Source organism: Psychrobacter glacincola (assembly GCF_965118485.1).
In the GTDB taxonomy this organism is placed as follows: Bacteria; Pseudomonadota; Gammaproteobacteria; order Pseudomonadales; family Moraxellaceae; genus Psychrobacter; species Psychrobacter glacincola_D.
Window position 1 is genome coordinate 39,239 of the sequence record NZ_CBCPJH010000023.1, and the last position, 17,387, is coordinate 56,625.

Consider the following 17,387-nt stretch of genomic DNA (forward strand, 5'->3'; position numbering starts at 1 on the left):
GATTATATTCCTTATGCCACACGTCGCATCCATGAATCATTTTTACGCTTTATTGTTAAAAAAGCCGTTTGAAACACTGAAAGACGATAACAAGCCGTTGTTACGTATTGGCGACTTAACTTAGCGGCTGAATATGTTTTGATAAGAGGTAAGGTTAAGCGTTTGGGTTTCACGTGCTAATTCCAGTATACAAACAATCACTTAGGGCAGATTGCTAGTCAGGTAAAGGGCTGCTGTCGATTTAAGAGTGACTTGCGAGTATGGTATTAGCTTGTGACAGTCGGGGGCATAATCCCCTACACTAATTGGCGTGAAATTGGTCTAGCGATTAATGAGTGTGGTTTTACACCATTATTTAATCGAAAAATGACTTAAGATCAAGTCTCAGTCAATCGCAGTAATATAATATAAGTACAACGAACATCAGTACATAGCTATAAATGTACAAGCATAAGCGCTGGATAATAAAGATATCTGTACTGTTCAATCTGGCTGGCTTTTATTAAGGCAATATTACGACAACATCATGACGATGTTGTTTGTGATAATTTTGATAAAAGTACAGGTTAGCGGTGCTATTACCCATTTTTCTAACAATAACTGACTATGTAATTTAATTTTAAAACTTTTAATTTTAAAACGTAGCTTTCGTTATATAGCAAGGAGTTCCAAATGGTATACCAAGGAAATCGCATTACGGTGACAATGCTAGAGGATGGCATCGCCAACATGCAATACAACGCCGAAAATGAGAGCGTGAATAAGTTTGATGCTGAGACCAATAAGCAATTTGCTGAAGTGGTTAGCGCTTTAGAAAAAACGGATGACGTTAAGGGTTTAATCGTAACGTCAAGCAAAGGCGTGTTTATCGCTGGTGCTGATATTACAGAATTTGTGGCTTCTTTTAAGCAGCCAGAAGAAGAGATTAAAGATTGGGTTATTAATATTAATGACGCCTTTAATCGCTTTGAAGATTTGCCATTCCCGAAAGTAGCTGCCATCAATGGTGCGGCGCTTGGCGGTGGTTGTGAGATGACCTTGGTTTGTGAATACCGTGTTATGAGCGACAAGGCCATCATTGGTCTACCAGAAACCCAGCTGGGTATCTTCCCAGGCTTTGGTGGTACGGTTCGTACGACGCGTGTTATCGGTATCGACAATGCGCTTGAGCTTATCGCGACTGGTACACCAAAGAAACCACTCGATGCCTTAAAACTAGGCTTAGTTGATGCAACCGTTGCTGCTGATGACTTGCAAGATGCGGCCATTGATTTGGTCAAAAAATGTATCTCAGGTGAGCTTGATTGGAAAGCGAAGCGTGAAGAGAAGCTAGTTCCAGTTAAATTAAATCAGCTTGAGCAAGCGATGGCATTTAACAGCGCAAAAGGTATGATCTTTGCCAAAGCCAATCCAAAGCAATATCCTGCGCCAGCACTTGCTATCGCGGCGATGGAAAAACACGTTAATTTACCACGTGATAAAGCAATCGAAGTAGAAGCCGCTGGTTTTGCTAAAGCGGCGAAAACCCCACAAGCAGAAAGCTTGGTTGGTTTGTTCTTAAGCGATCAATTGGTTAAAAAATTAGCTAAGCAGCACAGCAAAAAAGCACATGAAATCAATGAAGCAGCCGTACTAGGCGCTGGTATCATGGGCGGTGGTATTGCTTATCAAGCAGCCAGCAAAGGCTTGCCAATCATCATGAAAGACATCAAGTCTGAGCAATTAGACCTTGGTATGGGTGAAGCCAGCAAGTTACTCGGCAAAATGGTCGAACGCGGCAAAATGACCCCAGTAAAAATGGGTGAGACGTTAAGCCGTATCCGTCCTACTTTGAATTATGGTGATTTTGCTGAAACTGATATCGTTATCGAAGCAGTCGTAGAAAATCCAAACGTGAAGCGTGCGGTATTAAAAGAAGTAGAAGGCTTGGTAAAAGATAATTGTATCTTAGCTTCAAATACGTCAACTATTTCTATTACTTTCTTGGCTGAAGCACTTGAGCGTCCAGAAAATTTCGTCGGTATGCATTTCTTTAATCCGGTAAGCCGTATGCCATTGGTTGAAGTCATTCGTGGTGAAAAGTCCTCTGAAGAAGCCATTTCTACTACGGTCGCCTTGGCTACTAAAATGGGTAAAGTGCCAGTTGTGGTTAATGATTGCCCAGGTTTCTTAGTCAACCGTGTCCTGTTCCCATACTTTGGCGCCTTTGATTTGCTATTGAAGCAAGGTGCTGATTTTGCTCATGTCGATAAAGTCATGGAAAAATTCGGCTGGCCAATGGGTCCTGCTTATCTAATCGACGTGGTTGGTTTAGATACTGGTGTTCATGGCGCAGAAGTGATGGCAGAAGGTTTCCCTGACCGCATGAAACCTGATTATAAAGGCGCGATTGAGCTTTTATATGAAAACAAACGCTTAGGTCAGAAAAACGGCGTTGGTTTCTATAAGTATGAAATGGACAAACGTGGCAAACCGAAGAAAGTAGCTGATGAAGCCACTTATGAGCTATTAAAAGCCACGACTGATAGCGACAAGCAAACCTTTGATGATCAAGCGATTATCGACCGCACTATGCTGGCTTTCTGTAATGAAACTGTCCGTTGCCTAGAAGATAATATCGTCAGCACGCCATCAGAAGCGGATATGGCGATGATTATGGGCGTTGGTTTCCCGCCATTCCGCGGTGGACCTTGCCGTTATATCGACCAAATGGGTCTAGATAACTACTTGGCACTATGTGAAAAATACGCCCATCTTGGCAAAGCTTATGAAGCCCCGCAAAAGATTCGCGACATGGCAGCAGCAGGCGAGACCTTTTACGCCACCGCGTAATCGGCAGTCATTACTAGAATGAAGTGCCGTACGTTTGCTGTTTGAGATTGAGAGCAATTAAAGTATTTATATTTAATGGCATTGTTCTTCAATAACAAATCTTTGATAGCAGACGTACGATTATAGTTGGTTCAGTTTGATGCTAGTACAAGGAAATCGAGCGCAGAGGTACATATTGTATTTTAAGCGAGATTGACAATTTAATAGAACTGAATGAACTGACTACACTGACAATAAAAATTGAAAAGGAAGATAGTATGACAATTTTAAGTCCAAAAGACGTGGTCATCGTAGATGGCGTACGCTCAGCGATGGGTAAAACCAAAAACGGTATGTTCCGTCATGTCCGCGCTGATAGCATGTCTGCTGAATTGGTTCGTGCATTGGTTGAGCGTAATGACTTTGACCCACGTGACGTCGAAGACATCATCTGGGGCTGCGTAAACCAGACGCTAGAGCAAGGTTTAAACATCGGTCGTAACATCGGTCTACTTGCTGATATCCCTAAGACAGCTGGCGGTCAAACCGTTAACCGTCTATGTGGTTCTTCTATGCAAGCGCTACATACTGCTGCTGCCCAAATTATGACCGGTCAAGGTGATGTATTCATCATCGGTGGTGTTGAGCATATGGGTCACGTCGGCATGATGCATGGCGTTGATCTGAACCCTGAAGCGTCAAAGCATTATGCAAAAGCGTCAAACATGATGGGCTTGACCGCTGAAATGCTAGGTCGCATGAATAATATCACGCGTGAAGAGCAAGATGCCTTTGGTCTTGAGTCGCATCGCCGTGCATGGGCTGCAACCACTGAAGGTCGTTTTGATAATGAAATTATCGGTATCGAAGGCCATGACGAAGCGGGTCGCTTGCAACTATGTACTGTTGATGAAGTGATTCGTCCAGATGCGACGATGGAACAAATGCAAAAGCTACGTCCAGCCTTTGATCCAGTAGGCGGTACAGTGACTGCTGCTACCTCATCTGCATTATCTGATGGTGCAGCAGCGATGCTGGTTATGAGCGCCCAAAAAGCTAAAGAGCTAGGTCTAAAGCCACGTGCGCGTATTCGTAGTATGGCAATTGCTGGTTGTGATGCAGCTATCATGGGCTACGGTCCAGTACCTGCGACGCAAAAAGCGCTTAAACGTGCTGGCATGAGCATCGATGATATGCAAACTATCGAGCTAAACGAAGCGTTTGCCGCGCAAGGCTTATCAGTACTAAAAGCATTGAACTTGACGGATAAGCAAGACATCGTCAACATCAATGGTGGCGCAATTGCCTTAGGTCATCCACTAGGGTGTTCAGGCGCGCGTATCACAGTGACATTGCTTAACGCTATGGAGCAATCAGATACTGAAATCGGTCTAGCCACTATGTGTATCGGTCTTGGTCAAGGTATCGCCACGATTATTGAGCGTGTTTAAGCCTGTAATATCGTACCAATTTTAAAATAGTTAAGTGCTCTAATAAAAACCCCTAGTCATCATGACTGGGGGTTTTTTGATTTATGAATCACAGGGCTTTTATAAAAATTCAAACATCAAAAAGTGTTATATCGCTTATCTCCATTGACGCATTCGCTAAACTGTGACTAAATGAGAGTAAGGCTAATAAAGACAATATTAATGATAAAATTAACATAGCCTTTGACAATAAAGTCAGCCGTACAAGGAGTGTGCAATGTCTAATACTATGATTACCGATCGTACCTATCGAATCGCTCGCGAAAATACCCAAGCGATGCTAATCGACGTCCAAGAGCGTCTAACCCCGCATATCTATGACCATGAAAATATTATCAAAAAAATAACGACTTTGATTAAAGGTCTACAAGCGCTTGATGTACCGATTATGCTCAATGAGCAATATAAAAAGGGCTTAGGCGAAACCTTACCTGAAATTTGTGAGCTATTAGAAGGCGATAATGCCAAAGGTTTTGAAAAAGTTACCTTTAGTGCCTGTGATAACGACGATTCATGGAACCATCTGGCACAGCAAAACCGTAGCATTGTTTTATTATTCGGGGTCGAAACCCATGTTTGCGTGCTACAAACGGCACTTGATTTGCTTGATAATGGTATGCAGCCGGTTATTATTGGTGATGCCGTCGGTTCGCGCTTTCCCTATGATAAAAAGCAAGCAATTCGCCGTATTCGCCGTGCTGGTGGCGTGATTACCACGGTTGAAACCATTCTGTTTGAGCTTTGCCGCAGTAGTAAAGACCCTGCCTTTAAAACGATTAGCAATTTGATTAAGTAGTTTTTTACTAGATTTAGAGCAGATAGCGCTTACTAACATAAGCGCTATTTTTTTATCATATTGACGCTCATTAATTACAGGTTGGCATCCTCTTTTATAGCGCTCATAAAGGTATAATGTATATCGGTGCTCAAAGGTAGTTTTGAGCACTATAAATTTACCTGCTAAATGCTAGAGATAACATAACCATGCCATCAGCCAAACCCGTTTTATTAACCAATCCAACACTTGCTTCAAACATTGACATAGATCATGTCACTCATTTCTTATTAGAGCTTGATGCCCTTAAACGAGTGAATCGCCGTAGCTATGTAACGGGTACGACTCGTCTAGAAAACTCTGCCGAACATTCTTGGCATTTAGCGATGGCATGTTGGTCAATTGCTGAGTTGTTTGAACTTGATGTCAATCATGAAAAGTTGCTTAAGATGACATTGTTACATGACTTGGGTGAAATCGATGCTGGCGATACGTTTTTATTTGCCGATGCACGTAATGATGCGCATATCGAAGAGCGCGCGGGCATTGCGCGATTACAAGCGGAGCGTGGTAATGGTATTACTAATCTAACTGAGATTTGGGAAGAGCAAGAGACGGGTAGTAGCAAAGAAACCCAGCTGCTAAAAGTGGTAGATCGTCTACTACCGTTTTTGCTTAACCTGAATACCGAAGGGAAAACGTGGATTGATGGTGGGGTCACACGCTCGCAAGTGGCAGGGGCACTGGCATTTATTAAAGACAGCTTTCCAAGTATTTATAATTGGCAGGTACAGCAGATTGAATTTGCGACCGCGCAGGGCTGGTTGATTGATGCGTAAACGGATAAGGAATGGTTTGATTGTTTAAATGCTTTATAGTCCGTTCATGTCTTTCAAATGCTAATTGTCATGTGCTAAAGCATTTATAGTTAGATTCAAAAGAAAGAGAATAATAAATGAGAATATCTGATAGTTATAAAAATCTAGGCAAATCGCTAGCCTTTATCAGTCTGCTAGGATTGGCACAAATAACTCAAGCGGTTGTTCCTATCAGCGATGGCAGTAAGTTAGCATATGATGCCAAAAAACAAATCGGTATTACCACTAGCTATGATCCTACTTATCGTAATCTGGATTTTCCGCGCGGCGATGTGCCAATAAACACTGGCGTTTGTACCGATGTGATTATTCGTGTTTATCGTTTGCAAAATATAGATCTACAGCAGTTGGTCAATCATGATATGAAATCCAACTGGTCAAGCTATCCAAAGATTTGGGGGCTGAAATCAACCGATAAAAATATCGACCATCGCCGTGTACCTAATCTTGAAGTGTTTTTTGCGCGGCATGGGCAATCGTTATCACTCACTGATAAATCCAGCTTTCAAGCGGGAGATGTGGTGACGTGGCGCTTACCCAATGGCAATTTGCCGCACACAGGTATCGTATCAGACAAAGCAGCTGCTGATGGCACACCGCTGATTATTCATAATATCGGACGCGGTACGCAAGAAGAAAACATTCTGTTTGCTTATCCTATTGCTAAGCATTTTCGTTATTAAAATTAACGCTTATTCTGTATAAGGTTGCTGGTTGTTTTAAGCTGCCAGCCTTTATAGATGTGAGTCAATATAAAACAGGCTATTTGTTAGTATTCATGCTGGCATTGGTGGTTTGTTGTACAATTTGTTCTACTCGTAAAAAATCCGTATGCCGCACATCTTTACCACTGGTACAAAAAATGACCAACTCAGCGATATTGCGTGCATGGTCGCCGACACGCTCGAGTGCGCGCAATACCCATAATATATTGATCACTTTGGATACATGGCGGCTGTCTTCCATAATATAGGTCATCAATGAGCGCGTGGCAGATTGATACTCTTCATTGACAGACGCATCGCTTTGCAATACCGAAAATGCCTGCTGCGGATTCATCCATAAGAATGCGTCAAGCGCCTCAAGCAGCATTAAACGCACTTGATTGGATAGATGCTGAACCTCTGAATAGCCTCTTGGTGATGCGCCATCTTCAATCAATTGACATGCCATACGTGCTATCTTTTCTGCTTCATCACCCACACGCTCAAAGTCGACAATACCTTTACTAATGGCCATCACCAAGCGCAAATCATTGGCGGCTGGCTGACGTTTGGCAACCAATAAAATAATTTGCTCATCGATTTTAATTTCTAACTGATTGATTAAGTCATCATCAGCAATCACTTTTTTTGCGGTTGCCTCATCTGCTGCTATCAAAGCACGGGTTGCAATCATGACTTGCTCTGCTGCCATACGCCCCATTTGCATAAACAACTCAATAACTTCGTTTAGATCATTATCAAAACTCTTTGATAAATGCTTTTCAGTTACTAGCATGGTCACTTCCTTAATCGTATCAGTCTTAATCGCATTGCTATGGATATTGGTCATAAAAATACTGCCAAAATGATGATGGTGATACATGATCGTTTATAAGTCACTGCTCTAAATGAATGCTCTAAACAACTTCTTTAAATCATTTTTTTAAGCAAAAGCAACTTAGCCATAACGACCGGTAATATAGTCTTCAGTCGCTTTTTGGGCCGGATTGGTAAATATTTGATCGGTTTCACCCATCTCTACCATGTCACCCAAATACATATAAGCGGTGTAGTCGGAAATGCGCGCGGCTTGCTGCATGTTGTGGGTCACGATAGCGATCGTATAATCACTTTTTAAATCTGTGATTAAGTCTTCAATTGCGCCTGTCGAAATAGGATCAAGCGCTGAGGTTGGCTCATCTAATAACAATACTTCAGGTTTCGTTGCCACACCACGAGCAATACAAAGTCGTTGTTGTTGACCGCCTGATAATGACAATCCTGAGGCTTTAAGTTTGTCTTTTACCTCGAGCCATAATGCCGCTTTTTTCAATGCCCATTCGACACGCTCATCCATCTCTGCTTTACTCAGTTTTTCATATAGACGAACGCCAAATGCCACGTTGTCATAGATTGACATCGGGAATGGGGTCGGTTTTTGAAAAACCATACCTACACGCGCACGTAACAAATTGACATCCATCTCTTTTGCCAGAATATTGTTGCCATCAAGGATGATTTGACCTTCGGCATGCATGCTCGGATACAAATCGTACATGCGGTTAAAGGTACGTAGTAGGGTGGACTTACCGCAGCCTGATGGACCAATAAAAGCGGTTACATTCTTTTCTGGGATGTCGATATTGATGTTTTTTAACGCTTTAAAATCCCCGTAATAAAAATCTAAATCTCGAATGGTAATCTTAGCAGGAGGCATGTTATCGGGCATATCTGCTATGGTTTGTTTAGTCAGATGAGCGCTATCTGGCTGCTGCTGTTGGTTGTTATTAGAGGTTGCTCGACCTAGAAAATTACCCTTAATAATGCTTTTGTGTGTTTTCTGCTTAGCAGTTTTTCTCTCTAGTACTTTAGTCATAATCTTATCCAGCCATTTTAAAATATCGTTAAAAAAGTAGTGAGAGCTCAGTGCTCAATATATTTAATTTATCTGGTATGATCTTTGCCGCCAATAAAGCGCGCGAGGATATTGACCATTAATACCGTCGCAGTAATCAATAATGCTGCTGCCCATGCCAGTGCATGCCAGTTGTCATACGGGCTCATAGCAAACTGATAAATAGTGTTCGGTAAGTTTGCCATCGGTTGGCTCATATTGGTGCTAAAGTACTGATTGTTTAACGCAGTAAATAGTAAAGGCGCGGTCTCACCGGTTATGCGGGCAAACGCCAGTAGCACCCCTGTGGTCAGACCTGCTTTAGCAGCTTTAAGCGTGACCGTACTTATCAGCTTCCACTTTGGTGTACCGAGTGCATAAGCTGCCTCACGTAAAGTGTTTGGTACCAGATTTAGCATATTCTCAGTCGTACGGACGACGATTGGAATCACAATCAAAGCAAGCGCGACTGCACCCGCCCAACCGGAGAAACTTTGACCTTTCACCATCAGTGCATAGACGAACAAACCAATAACGATAGAAGGTGCCGACAGCAAGATATCGTTTAAAAAGCGGGTCACTTTACCCAATAGACTGCCTTGTGAGAACTCCGCTAAATAGATGCCCGCCATCATACCGATCGGTGTACCAATCGCGAGACCTAACAATGCGATCATTATTGAACCAATAATGGCGTTACGTAAACCACCATCACCCATAGGTGGCGGTGTATCTGCTATAAATACCGGCATCTCAATTAACCCTTGAAAACCCTCAACAAAAAGCGTTATCAAAATCCACGTCAGCCAGAACAAACCAAAAGCGATGGCTGAGATAGCAAAACCAAGTCCCAATCTATTGATCAGACGACGCTTATGATATAAACGCTTGTTATAGCGGTCTTCAAAGCGCAAAGCTGGCTGGTTGGTTTGTTCAATGTCAGGCGTGACAGTCGCTAAAGTCATTAGGCGTTTGTCCTTTGTTGGTCGAAGGATTGGGTTAAGTAGTTGGCTAACATGATTGCCTTATAACAGGATGCTAGTGCTATTTAATGACCGGCTTTTTGGTCAATACGCATCAGCATCAGCTTAGAGATGGACAACACAATAAAGGTAATGACAAATAGGATTAAGCCCAGATGCAATAGCGATGCTAAATGCAATTCACTGGATGCTTCGGCAAACTCATTAGCGAGTGCCGAGGTAATCGTCACCCCAGAGGTAAACAGACTCGGGCTAATATTAAAGGCATTACCGATTAAAAAGGTCACCGCCATCGTCTCGCCCAATGCGCGCCCAAGCCCTAAAATTACACCACCGACTACGCCCGCCTTGGTATAAGGTAAGATGATTTTGAACATGACCTCCCACGTCGTCGCACCCATGCCATAAGCAGATTCTTTTAATAAATCAGGCACCACAGAAAAGACATCGCGCATGGTGGCTGCAATAAATGGAATAATCATAATCGCCAATACCAAGGAGGCAGTAAACATGCCAAGCCCCATTGGTGCACCAGTGAATACTTGCCCGATAATAGGCAGAGGACCGATATTTTCAATCAACCATGGCTGAATATGTTCGCTAAAATAAGGTGCAAAGACAAACAAGCCCCACATGCCGTAGATAATAGAAGGGATACCTGCCAACAGCTCAATGGCGATACCTAACGGTTTTTTTAAGAAGTTAGGGCACAGTTCGGTCAAAAAGATAGCAATACCAAAGCTAACTGGCACCGCTATAGCGATCGCAATAAGAGAGGTGACAACCGTCCCGTAAATGGGGGCCAGTGCACCGTATTGATCGTTCACCGTATCCCAGTTATTGCTGGTATAAAACCCCAGCCCAAACTCAGTGATGCTTGGCCAAGCGCCTACAATTAATGACAGGAGAATGCCACCAAGCGACAGCAGCACCAAGATTGCAAAGGCTTTTGTCGCATTGACAAAGATGGCATCGTAGCGTTTTTGTTTTGCCAGTTGGGACCTTAAATTATTCATAAGTGTCTCAGCGTTGAATAGAATCAAGTCAAAATAGTAAAAGAGTCAAAATAGTCGATGAGGTTTTATCACAAAAAACTTAAAAAGATCTTTAAATTTTCTGTGATAAAACCTCTCAAACCCATACCGGAGAATAGTGGTTTGAGAGGTAAGCTCGACAGTGATTATGCAATCACTAGGATAAACAGCTTACTGCGCAGGCTTATAGACAGGTTGGCCGTCGCTGCCTTTGACCTCATTCCATTTTGCTTTAAATAAAGCAACGGCAGTATCAGAAAACGGTACGTAATCAAGCGCCATGGCGTCGTCATCACCTTGCGCATAAGCCCAGTCAAAGAACTTTAATACACCAGCGACTTGCTTGGCATCTTGTGGCTGCTTATGTACTAAGATAAAAGTTGCCGCGGCGATTGGCCATGCTTGCGCTGTTTCAGAGTTGGTAATGATTTTATAAAAACCTTCTTGTTTTGACCAGTCTATGTCACCAGCTGCTGCAAAGGTTTTGGCAGAAGGCTGTACAACATTACCTGCAGCATTTTTAAGGGCGACGTGTGCCATGCCGTTTTGCTTAGCGTAAGCATACTCAACATAGCCAATAGAGTTTTTCATGCGTGTGACATAGCTCGACACACCTTCATTACCTTTACCACCCGCACCGGTAGCCGACGTTGGCCATTTGACGGTCTTATCGACGCCAATTTTGTCTTTCCAATCGCTTGAAACTTTTGCTAGATAGTCAGTGAAGTTAAACGTCGTCCCAGAACCGTCTGAGCGAAAAACTGTAGTAATCGCAGCGTCTGGTAGTTTAAGCTCTGGATTCATCGCTACGATAGCAGGGTCGTTCCATTTGCTGATTTTGCCAAGATAGATGTCAGCTAGCATTTTGCCGTCTAGCTTTAACTGACCGGGCTTAATGCCGTCGATGTTAACAATAGGCACTACGCCACCAATCACAGTTGGGAACTGTATCAGACCTGCTTCGTTTAATTCCTCTGGTGTCATCGGCGCATCAGATGCCCCAAAATCTACAGTCTTTGCAACGATTTGTTTGATACCGCCCGATGAGCCAATAGACTGATAGTTCACCTGACCACCTGTGGCTTTATTATAGGCGTCTGACCACTTAGCGTAGATAGGCTGTGGAAAAGAGGCGCCAGCACCAGTAATATTCATCGATACATTTTCAGCTGAGCTAACATTAGCATCGCCACTAGCAGCGGCGTTTGATGGCGCTGCTGTGGCAGACTCGTTGGCTGTTTCGTTGGTTTTATCGCTCTCGTTGTTGCTGGTCGTTTGGTTACAAGCGGCTAATGCCAACGTGCTAGCGATTGCTACTGCCATGAATGAATAACGCATTATTTCTCCTAAAATTAATCAATTTTGAGTATCAAGCATTTACAAATAACAATAACAATGGTTTTCTAAAGTTTGCTGAAATGATGCTGTGCGGTTAATAAGTAGAGTTTGCCAAATGAATATGACAGTTTGATGACATAAAGCCTTACTATTAAAAAAGAATAGCGGCTTACGAGAAGAGATGTCTATAGATAGGAAAGTGGAGAAGCGTTTAAGCACATGTTTTTAAAAGAATTTCACTATATAAGGCAAATAAAAAAGCATAGGCAGTGATATCACTACTGCCTATGCTCATATTTGCTAATATCGCTTATTAAAAGCGTTTTGTACTTAGATAAATGGGACTAAATTTTAGCGCTACCTAGTAACTGACCCATTTGTACCGTTGAGCCATGCTTCATAGTATTTTGCCAATCAGTGTTTGCTGCTTTTGGCAGTACCACAATCGCGGTCGAGCCTAAATAAAAACGCCCAAGCTCAGCGCCTTTCTTAAAGCTCATATCATGATCTGCTTCTTGAATATCATCGGTACGGCTAATTTTACCTGTCGCGACCGTCTCAATCCCAGCGACAATCATGGCACCGACCATCACTACTGCTGCTTTACCATAAGCGGTATCAAACAAACAGACTAAGCGCTCGTTGCGAGCAAATAAATCTGGCACATTTGCGGCCGTGGTATTATTGACCGAAAACAGAGTACCAGGTACATAACGGGTTTTGGTCAATGTACCATCAAATGGCATATGGACGCGGTGATAATTGCTTGGGGCAAGGTAAACAGTGGCAAAACTACCATCCGCGAAATAATCGCCGTCGCTACTGTCAGCCAGTAATTGCCCGATATCGTAGTCACGACCTTTGGCTTGCAATAGTTTCTGGTCATTGATTTGTCCAAGCTGAGATATCATTCCATCAGCAGGGCTGACGATACCGTTGATAGTAGTATCGATAGCGCGGGCATCGTCTTGTAGCTCACGGGTAAAAAAATCATTAAAGCTCTCATAAGCGTTTAAACTTTGACGCTCATATTCATCTAAGCTAACATCATAAGCTTTGGCAAAGCTACGAATAAAGACGCGTTTTACCCAAGGGTGACGACTCGCCGCTAAGCGTCCAGCTGCTTTACTGATTTTTTGCTGCGGAACAAACTGTTGTAAGGTAGTAAATACATTCATAATAGATGACCAAAAAAGTGGTTAAAAAGATAAGTATTAAAATAGAAAACTAATGTTCAAAATAGAAAGCGGTGCTAAAAAATAACAGATGGCTGTATTTTATCATGGTCAGCCACTGACTGTATGAGCATAATCGTTAAAGGAGGTAAGCAATGAGAGCGCTTATCCAGCGGGTAAATCATGCTAGCGTCACCGTTGATGACTGCTGCGTTGGTGCTATTGAGCACGGCGTGCTGGCGTATATTGGTTTAGGACCTGATGATAATTTGCAAAGTGCGCAGCGAATGGTCGATAAAATCCTCACGTATCGTATCTTTGAAAATGATGAAGATCCAGCCAAATTCGGTAAACTCGATAAAAATGTCCAACAAGTCGGTGGTGGGCTATTACTCATTTCACAATTTACCTTGATGGCAAAAACCGATAAAGGTCGTCGTCCTGACTTTGGCGGTGCGATGGCACCTGATATTGCACAATCATTATTTGCACAATTAGTTGATTATGCAAAGACGCAACATCCAACGGTTGCAACGGGTCAGTTTGGCGCTGATATGCAAGTGTTGAGTGTCAATGATGGACCATTAAACTTTTTATTAGAAGTATAATAGGTGGTTAGAATTGCCACTAAGTATGATGAAATTTAAAAGTAAATGTCATCAAGCTGTCATAATTAAGCCTTTTAATAAAGGAACGCTTATCCGCGTTTATTACTGCTTTTATAAACTCTATTTTGTCCTCTAACACTAAGAATACACTATGTCTAAAGAGCAAATTTTGATTGTTGAAGATGAAGACGCCATTCGTGAAATGGTCGTCATGACCCTAGAGATGGCAGGCTTTGATAGTTTGCAGGCAGCTGATGTGTCAGAGGCGCATCAACAGGTGGTAGATCACCGTCCAGCACTGATTTTATTAGACTGGATGTTGCCCGGTGATAAAAGTGGGATTGATTTTTGCCGTATGCTAAAAAGTGATGCGCTGCTTGCTGAGATACCGGTTATTATGTTGACCGCCAAAAGTGAGGAGGACAGTAAGGTACATGGTCTTGATGCAGGCGCCGATGATTATATGACCAAGCCTTTCTCGACCCGTGAACTCATCTCAAGAATCAAAGCAGTCTTACGCCGTAGTAATGCGCTAAGCGGCGACAAACCTATCAATATAGGTAAGCTCACTTTAGATGCCAAAAGCCATCGCTTTATGGTAGGTGATGACATTATCGATATGGGTCCAACAGAATATCGTTTATTGGCGTTTTTTATGAGTCATCCAGAGCGCGCTTATACCCGTGCCCAACTTCTCGACCAAGTATGGGGTGGCAATGTCTATATCGAAGATAGAACGATTGACGTTCACGTAAAGCGTTTGCGCACATTACTGCGTCCACATGATTGTGATACCTTGATACAAACGGTACGCGGTACGGGTTACCGATTTTCTAGCCGTATCGAAAAAGGTTAATCGCTAGTAATATGATTATAGTAGAGAAACAGTAAAAAATAACGGATAAATAAAAATGCCTATCCAAGATAATGAGCAGGGTGCCACCAAGCAACTTAAAAAAATTAGAAGTGCCTTACGAGCATTACGTGATGCCGTCATTTTACTCAATGACGATGATGGGCTTGAATGGTGGAACCAAGCGGCGCAGGATTTATTATTTTTGCAATCCACAGATAAAGGCAGATGTATCTTTGATTTTATCCAAGTGCCTGAGTTTCGTCACTATTATCAAGCCGCAACAACGCTTAATATGGATGCCGATGAGAGCGTACATATCATCTCATGGCAAGACCCAAATCGTTATCTAAAATGTGAGCTAACGCCGTTTGGTGATGAAAAATTGCTGATTATTTATGATGTAACCCGCTTGCAGCATTTAGAAGCAATGCGCCGTGACTTTGTGGCAAATGTCTCGCATGAGTTACGTACGCCATTAACAGTATTGATGGGTTATTTGGAGAATTTTTCCGATCAGCCAGATATGCCGTCGCATTGGCGCCGCGGCTTTGAGCTGATGACCCAGCAAACGGCGCGCATGAATAGAGTCGTCAATGACTTATTGCTGCTATCACGCATCGAAATTGAAGAAACCCATGCGTTTAATGATATTGATATGACCAAGCTACTCACTCATGTTTATGATGATGCGCAGGCGTACAATCAAGAATATCAACATACTATTCATTTACATATTGATACCTATGACGGGCTATATGGTTCAGAGATGTATTTAAATAGCGCATTGTCTAATCTGGTGATTAATGCCATAAAATATACACCAAAAGGTGGCAATATCTCTATTAGCTGGACTAAGACGATTGAGGGCTGCCGTTTTGCGGTTGAGGATAACGGTATTGGTATTGCACCGCAGCATCTTGCCCGTTTGACTGAGCGCTTTTATCGCGTTGACAGTGGGCGTAGCCGAGCGACAGGTGGCACAGGGCTTGGATTGGCAATTGTAAAACATGTTTTATATCAGCATGAAGCGAGCTTACAAATCGAGTCAGTAGAAGGGGCTGGCTCGACATTTAGTGCGGTATTCCCAGATTGTTATGTGCGCTCTGCCGCGCTGAATTAATGCCTAATACCTTCTAATCCTTTTGCAAAAATGGATAAGGGTTCACGGCGCTACCATTAATATAAATTCCATAATGAACATGCGGCGGTGTGCCTTTAGCATTACCGCTATCACCGACATAACCGATGGTATCGCTAGTATTTACCCAGTCATTAGCAGAGATATCAGCATAGTCTTCCAAATGTGCGTAATAATGTCTGGCGCCGCCCGGTCCAATTATCATAACAACGCGACCTCCTAAAGCATCTTCGCCTACTTTACTAACGATACCTTGGGTCGTTGCTTGTATCGGTGTACTGCGCTTGGCAAAAATATCAATCCCTTCATGAGAGCGATCTTGGCTACGAGCAGCGCCCCATGTGTCTGCTAGATGCTGCTTGGGTAGCGGATTTGGCAAGCTATTCTCTGTCGGCAGCGGTTGTTGCAAGAGGCTGAGCTGCTGCCATTTTGCTATGAAAAATGACTGAGTTTGCTGGCTGATAGTTGGCAGTAATCTGTCAAATACGAATAATAACATCAGCAATATCGCAGCCTTAATAAGTACGCTGATTACGCGGCTGATAAACGTAGGCTTGGTTTGTTCATGATTGCTATTTGGTCGCATTGACATCTCTTTTTCTTTATTGCTTTAATTTATATTATATGGCCTTCAACTATTAACCTTTCGTATAGTATTGTTATATCTAACTTTTATCCCCATAAATATCAAGGTAGTAAACATAGTCTGCTGTTATATTGAATATTTTAATATGAATAAAGCGATTATCTATAACGGCTCTTTATTTTATAAATCACCATTTCTGACTGATTATTATGACTCAATTTACGACTGATTTTGACACTGCGCTGATTATCGATACTGAAACCGACCAAGGTAAAGATCCAAGACCTATCCAAGTGGCAACGATTAATGTAGCTACAGGCTTTGAGTGGATGAAATACTTTAATAGTGGACGTTCGATATCACCAGTCGTGATTAGAATTCATGGCATTACCGATGAAGATGTGGCTGGGCTTGAGCGTTTTGAGCTTGAGCAGTTTGAATTGCCTGAGTATCTTATTGGGCATAATGTCCGCTTTGATTGGCGAGTAATTGGCAGCCCTGCTGCTAAGCTAATTTGTACCGTTCGGCTGGCGCGCGTCGCCTTTCCGGAATGGAGCGCCTACGGTCAGTCCAAATGTATTGAGCAGTTATTGGGCAAGGGCGAGGCAAGTAGAATGACAATTGCCGCTCATGATGCGCTCGGCGATGCCCGTATGTGCTATCTGCTTTATCAGGCTTGCTGTGAGCGTTTAGAGATTGCACCGACTGATTTTGTAGCAGCGCATGCTATCGCTAATAAAGCCAATCCAGTCAGTAAAATGCCGTTTGGTAAACATAAAGGCATGCCGATTAAAGATGTACCAATTAGCTATGTAAAATGGATGCTGGGCAATATTCATAATATGCAGCCATCGCTGTATTCTGCATTGACTAAACGTGTCAAAACTGAAAAAGAAGCGGAATCAATAAAAACTGCAAATAATGCGTCTACGGATGCGTGATAAATAAAGGGTACAAAAATGTAGTAATTGCGTAGTGATAAATTGTTGCGACCGCGTGATTGCCATGCCTATGCTAAAATAAATCTTGCTCAATGCTAATAAAACATGACTTCTAAGTTTTTTCACATTTATCTTAGGTGTTATGCTGTATAAAGGTTTGAGAAACTACTTATTTT

Annotated in this window: 16 protein-coding genes; 9 read left to right on the forward strand and 7 right to left on the reverse strand. The window is 42.6% G+C overall.

Annotated elements, in window-relative coordinates; all coding sequences use genetic code 11:
* The first annotated feature begins 672 nt into the window (after positions 1–672).
* The 5 genes from fadB (at position 673) to ACMHKH_RS09715 (ending at position 6,637) form a co-directional block, all read left to right on the forward strand.
* Complete coding sequence (gene fadB / locus ACMHKH_RS09695) at positions 673–2,832, forward strand: fatty acid oxidation complex subunit alpha FadB (RefSeq protein WP_413520432.1); 2,160 nt, start codon at positions 673–675, stop codon at positions 2,830–2,832.
* A 257-nt stretch (positions 2,833–3,089) separates the two neighbouring features.
* A complete protein-coding gene (fadA, locus tag ACMHKH_RS09700; RefSeq protein WP_413520433.1) occupies positions 3,090–4,262 on the forward strand; it encodes an acetyl-CoA C-acyltransferase FadA in 1,173 nt (390 codons plus the stop codon).
* 256 nt (positions 4,263–4,518) lie between these two features.
* On the forward strand, positions 4,519–5,097 hold the full coding sequence (locus ACMHKH_RS09705; protein ID WP_413520434.1) for an isochorismatase family protein: 579 nt from the start codon (positions 4,519–4,521) through the stop codon (positions 5,095–5,097).
* A 188-nt stretch (positions 5,098–5,285) separates the two neighbouring features.
* Complete coding sequence (locus tag ACMHKH_RS09710; RefSeq protein WP_413520435.1) at positions 5,286–5,915, forward strand: HD domain-containing protein; 630 nt, start codon at positions 5,286–5,288, stop codon at positions 5,913–5,915.
* Between the two features lie 116 nt (positions 5,916–6,031).
* Positions 6,032–6,637, forward strand: a complete 606-nt coding sequence (locus ACMHKH_RS09715; protein ID WP_413520436.1) for a DUF1287 domain-containing protein — start codon at positions 6,032–6,034, stop codon at positions 6,635–6,637.
* Between the two features lie 79 nt (positions 6,638–6,716).
* Here ACMHKH_RS09715 and phoU read toward each other — a convergent pair whose 3' ends face one another.
* The 6 genes from phoU to asd form a co-directional block, all read right to left on the reverse strand.
* Complete coding sequence (phoU, locus tag ACMHKH_RS09720; protein ID WP_413520447.1) at positions 6,717–7,454, reverse strand: phosphate signaling complex protein PhoU; 738 nt, start codon at positions 7,452–7,454, stop codon at positions 6,717–6,719.
* 162 nt (positions 7,455–7,616) lie between these two features.
* Entirely contained in the window at positions 7,617–8,387 is a 771-nt protein-coding gene (gene pstB / locus ACMHKH_RS09725) for a phosphate ABC transporter ATP-binding protein PstB (protein ID WP_413520448.1), read from the reverse strand.
* Positions 8,388–8,602: 215 nt separating this feature from the next.
* Positions 8,603–9,517, reverse strand: coding sequence for a phosphate ABC transporter permease PstA (pstA, locus tag ACMHKH_RS09730; RefSeq protein WP_413520437.1), 915 nt, complete (start codon positions 9,515–9,517; stop codon positions 8,603–8,605).
* Between the two features lie 83 nt (positions 9,518–9,600).
* A complete protein-coding gene (gene pstC / locus ACMHKH_RS09735; protein WP_413520438.1) occupies positions 9,601–10,551 on the reverse strand; it encodes a phosphate ABC transporter permease subunit PstC in 951 nt (316 codons plus the stop codon).
* Between the two features lie 189 nt (positions 10,552–10,740).
* Positions 10,741–11,907, reverse strand: a complete 1,167-nt coding sequence (pstS, locus tag ACMHKH_RS09740) for a phosphate ABC transporter substrate-binding protein PstS (protein WP_413520439.1) — start codon at positions 11,905–11,907, stop codon at positions 10,741–10,743.
* A gap of 344 nt (positions 11,908–12,251) precedes the next feature.
* Entirely contained in the window at positions 12,252–13,085 is an 834-nt protein-coding gene (gene asd / locus ACMHKH_RS09745) for an archaetidylserine decarboxylase (protein ID WP_413520440.1), read from the reverse strand.
* 152 nt (positions 13,086–13,237) lie between these two features.
* Here asd and dtd point away from each other — a divergent pair, with 152 nt between their 5' ends.
* The 3 genes from dtd (at position 13,238) to phoR (ending at position 15,666) form a co-directional block, all read left to right on the forward strand.
* Positions 13,238–13,690, forward strand: a complete 453-nt coding sequence (dtd, locus tag ACMHKH_RS09750; protein ID WP_413520441.1) for a D-aminoacyl-tRNA deacylase — start codon at positions 13,238–13,240, stop codon at positions 13,688–13,690.
* A gap of 151 nt (positions 13,691–13,841) precedes the next feature.
* Positions 13,842–14,546 carry a phosphate regulon transcriptional regulator PhoB gene (gene phoB, locus ACMHKH_RS09755; RefSeq protein ID WP_413520442.1) on the forward strand — a complete coding sequence of 235 codons (705 nt, stop codon included), beginning with the start codon at positions 13,842–13,844 and terminating at the stop codon, positions 14,544–14,546.
* A gap of 55 nt (positions 14,547–14,601) precedes the next feature.
* Entirely contained in the window at positions 14,602–15,666 is a 1,065-nt protein-coding gene (gene phoR / locus ACMHKH_RS09760; RefSeq protein WP_413520443.1) for a phosphate regulon sensor histidine kinase PhoR, read from the forward strand.
* Positions 15,667–15,679: 13 nt separating this feature from the next.
* Here the strand turns inward: phoR and ACMHKH_RS09765 are convergent, their stop codons facing one another.
* Positions 15,680–16,270, reverse strand: coding sequence for a M23 family metallopeptidase (locus ACMHKH_RS09765; protein ID WP_413520449.1), 591 nt, complete (start codon positions 16,268–16,270; stop codon positions 15,680–15,682).
* A 209-nt stretch (positions 16,271–16,479) separates the two neighbouring features.
* Between ACMHKH_RS09765 and ACMHKH_RS09770 the strand changes: the two genes are divergently transcribed.
* A complete protein-coding gene (locus ACMHKH_RS09770) occupies positions 16,480–17,211 on the forward strand; it encodes a putative quorum-sensing-regulated virulence factor (RefSeq protein WP_413520444.1) in 732 nt (243 codons plus the stop codon).
* Positions 17,212–17,387: the final 176 nt, after the last annotated feature.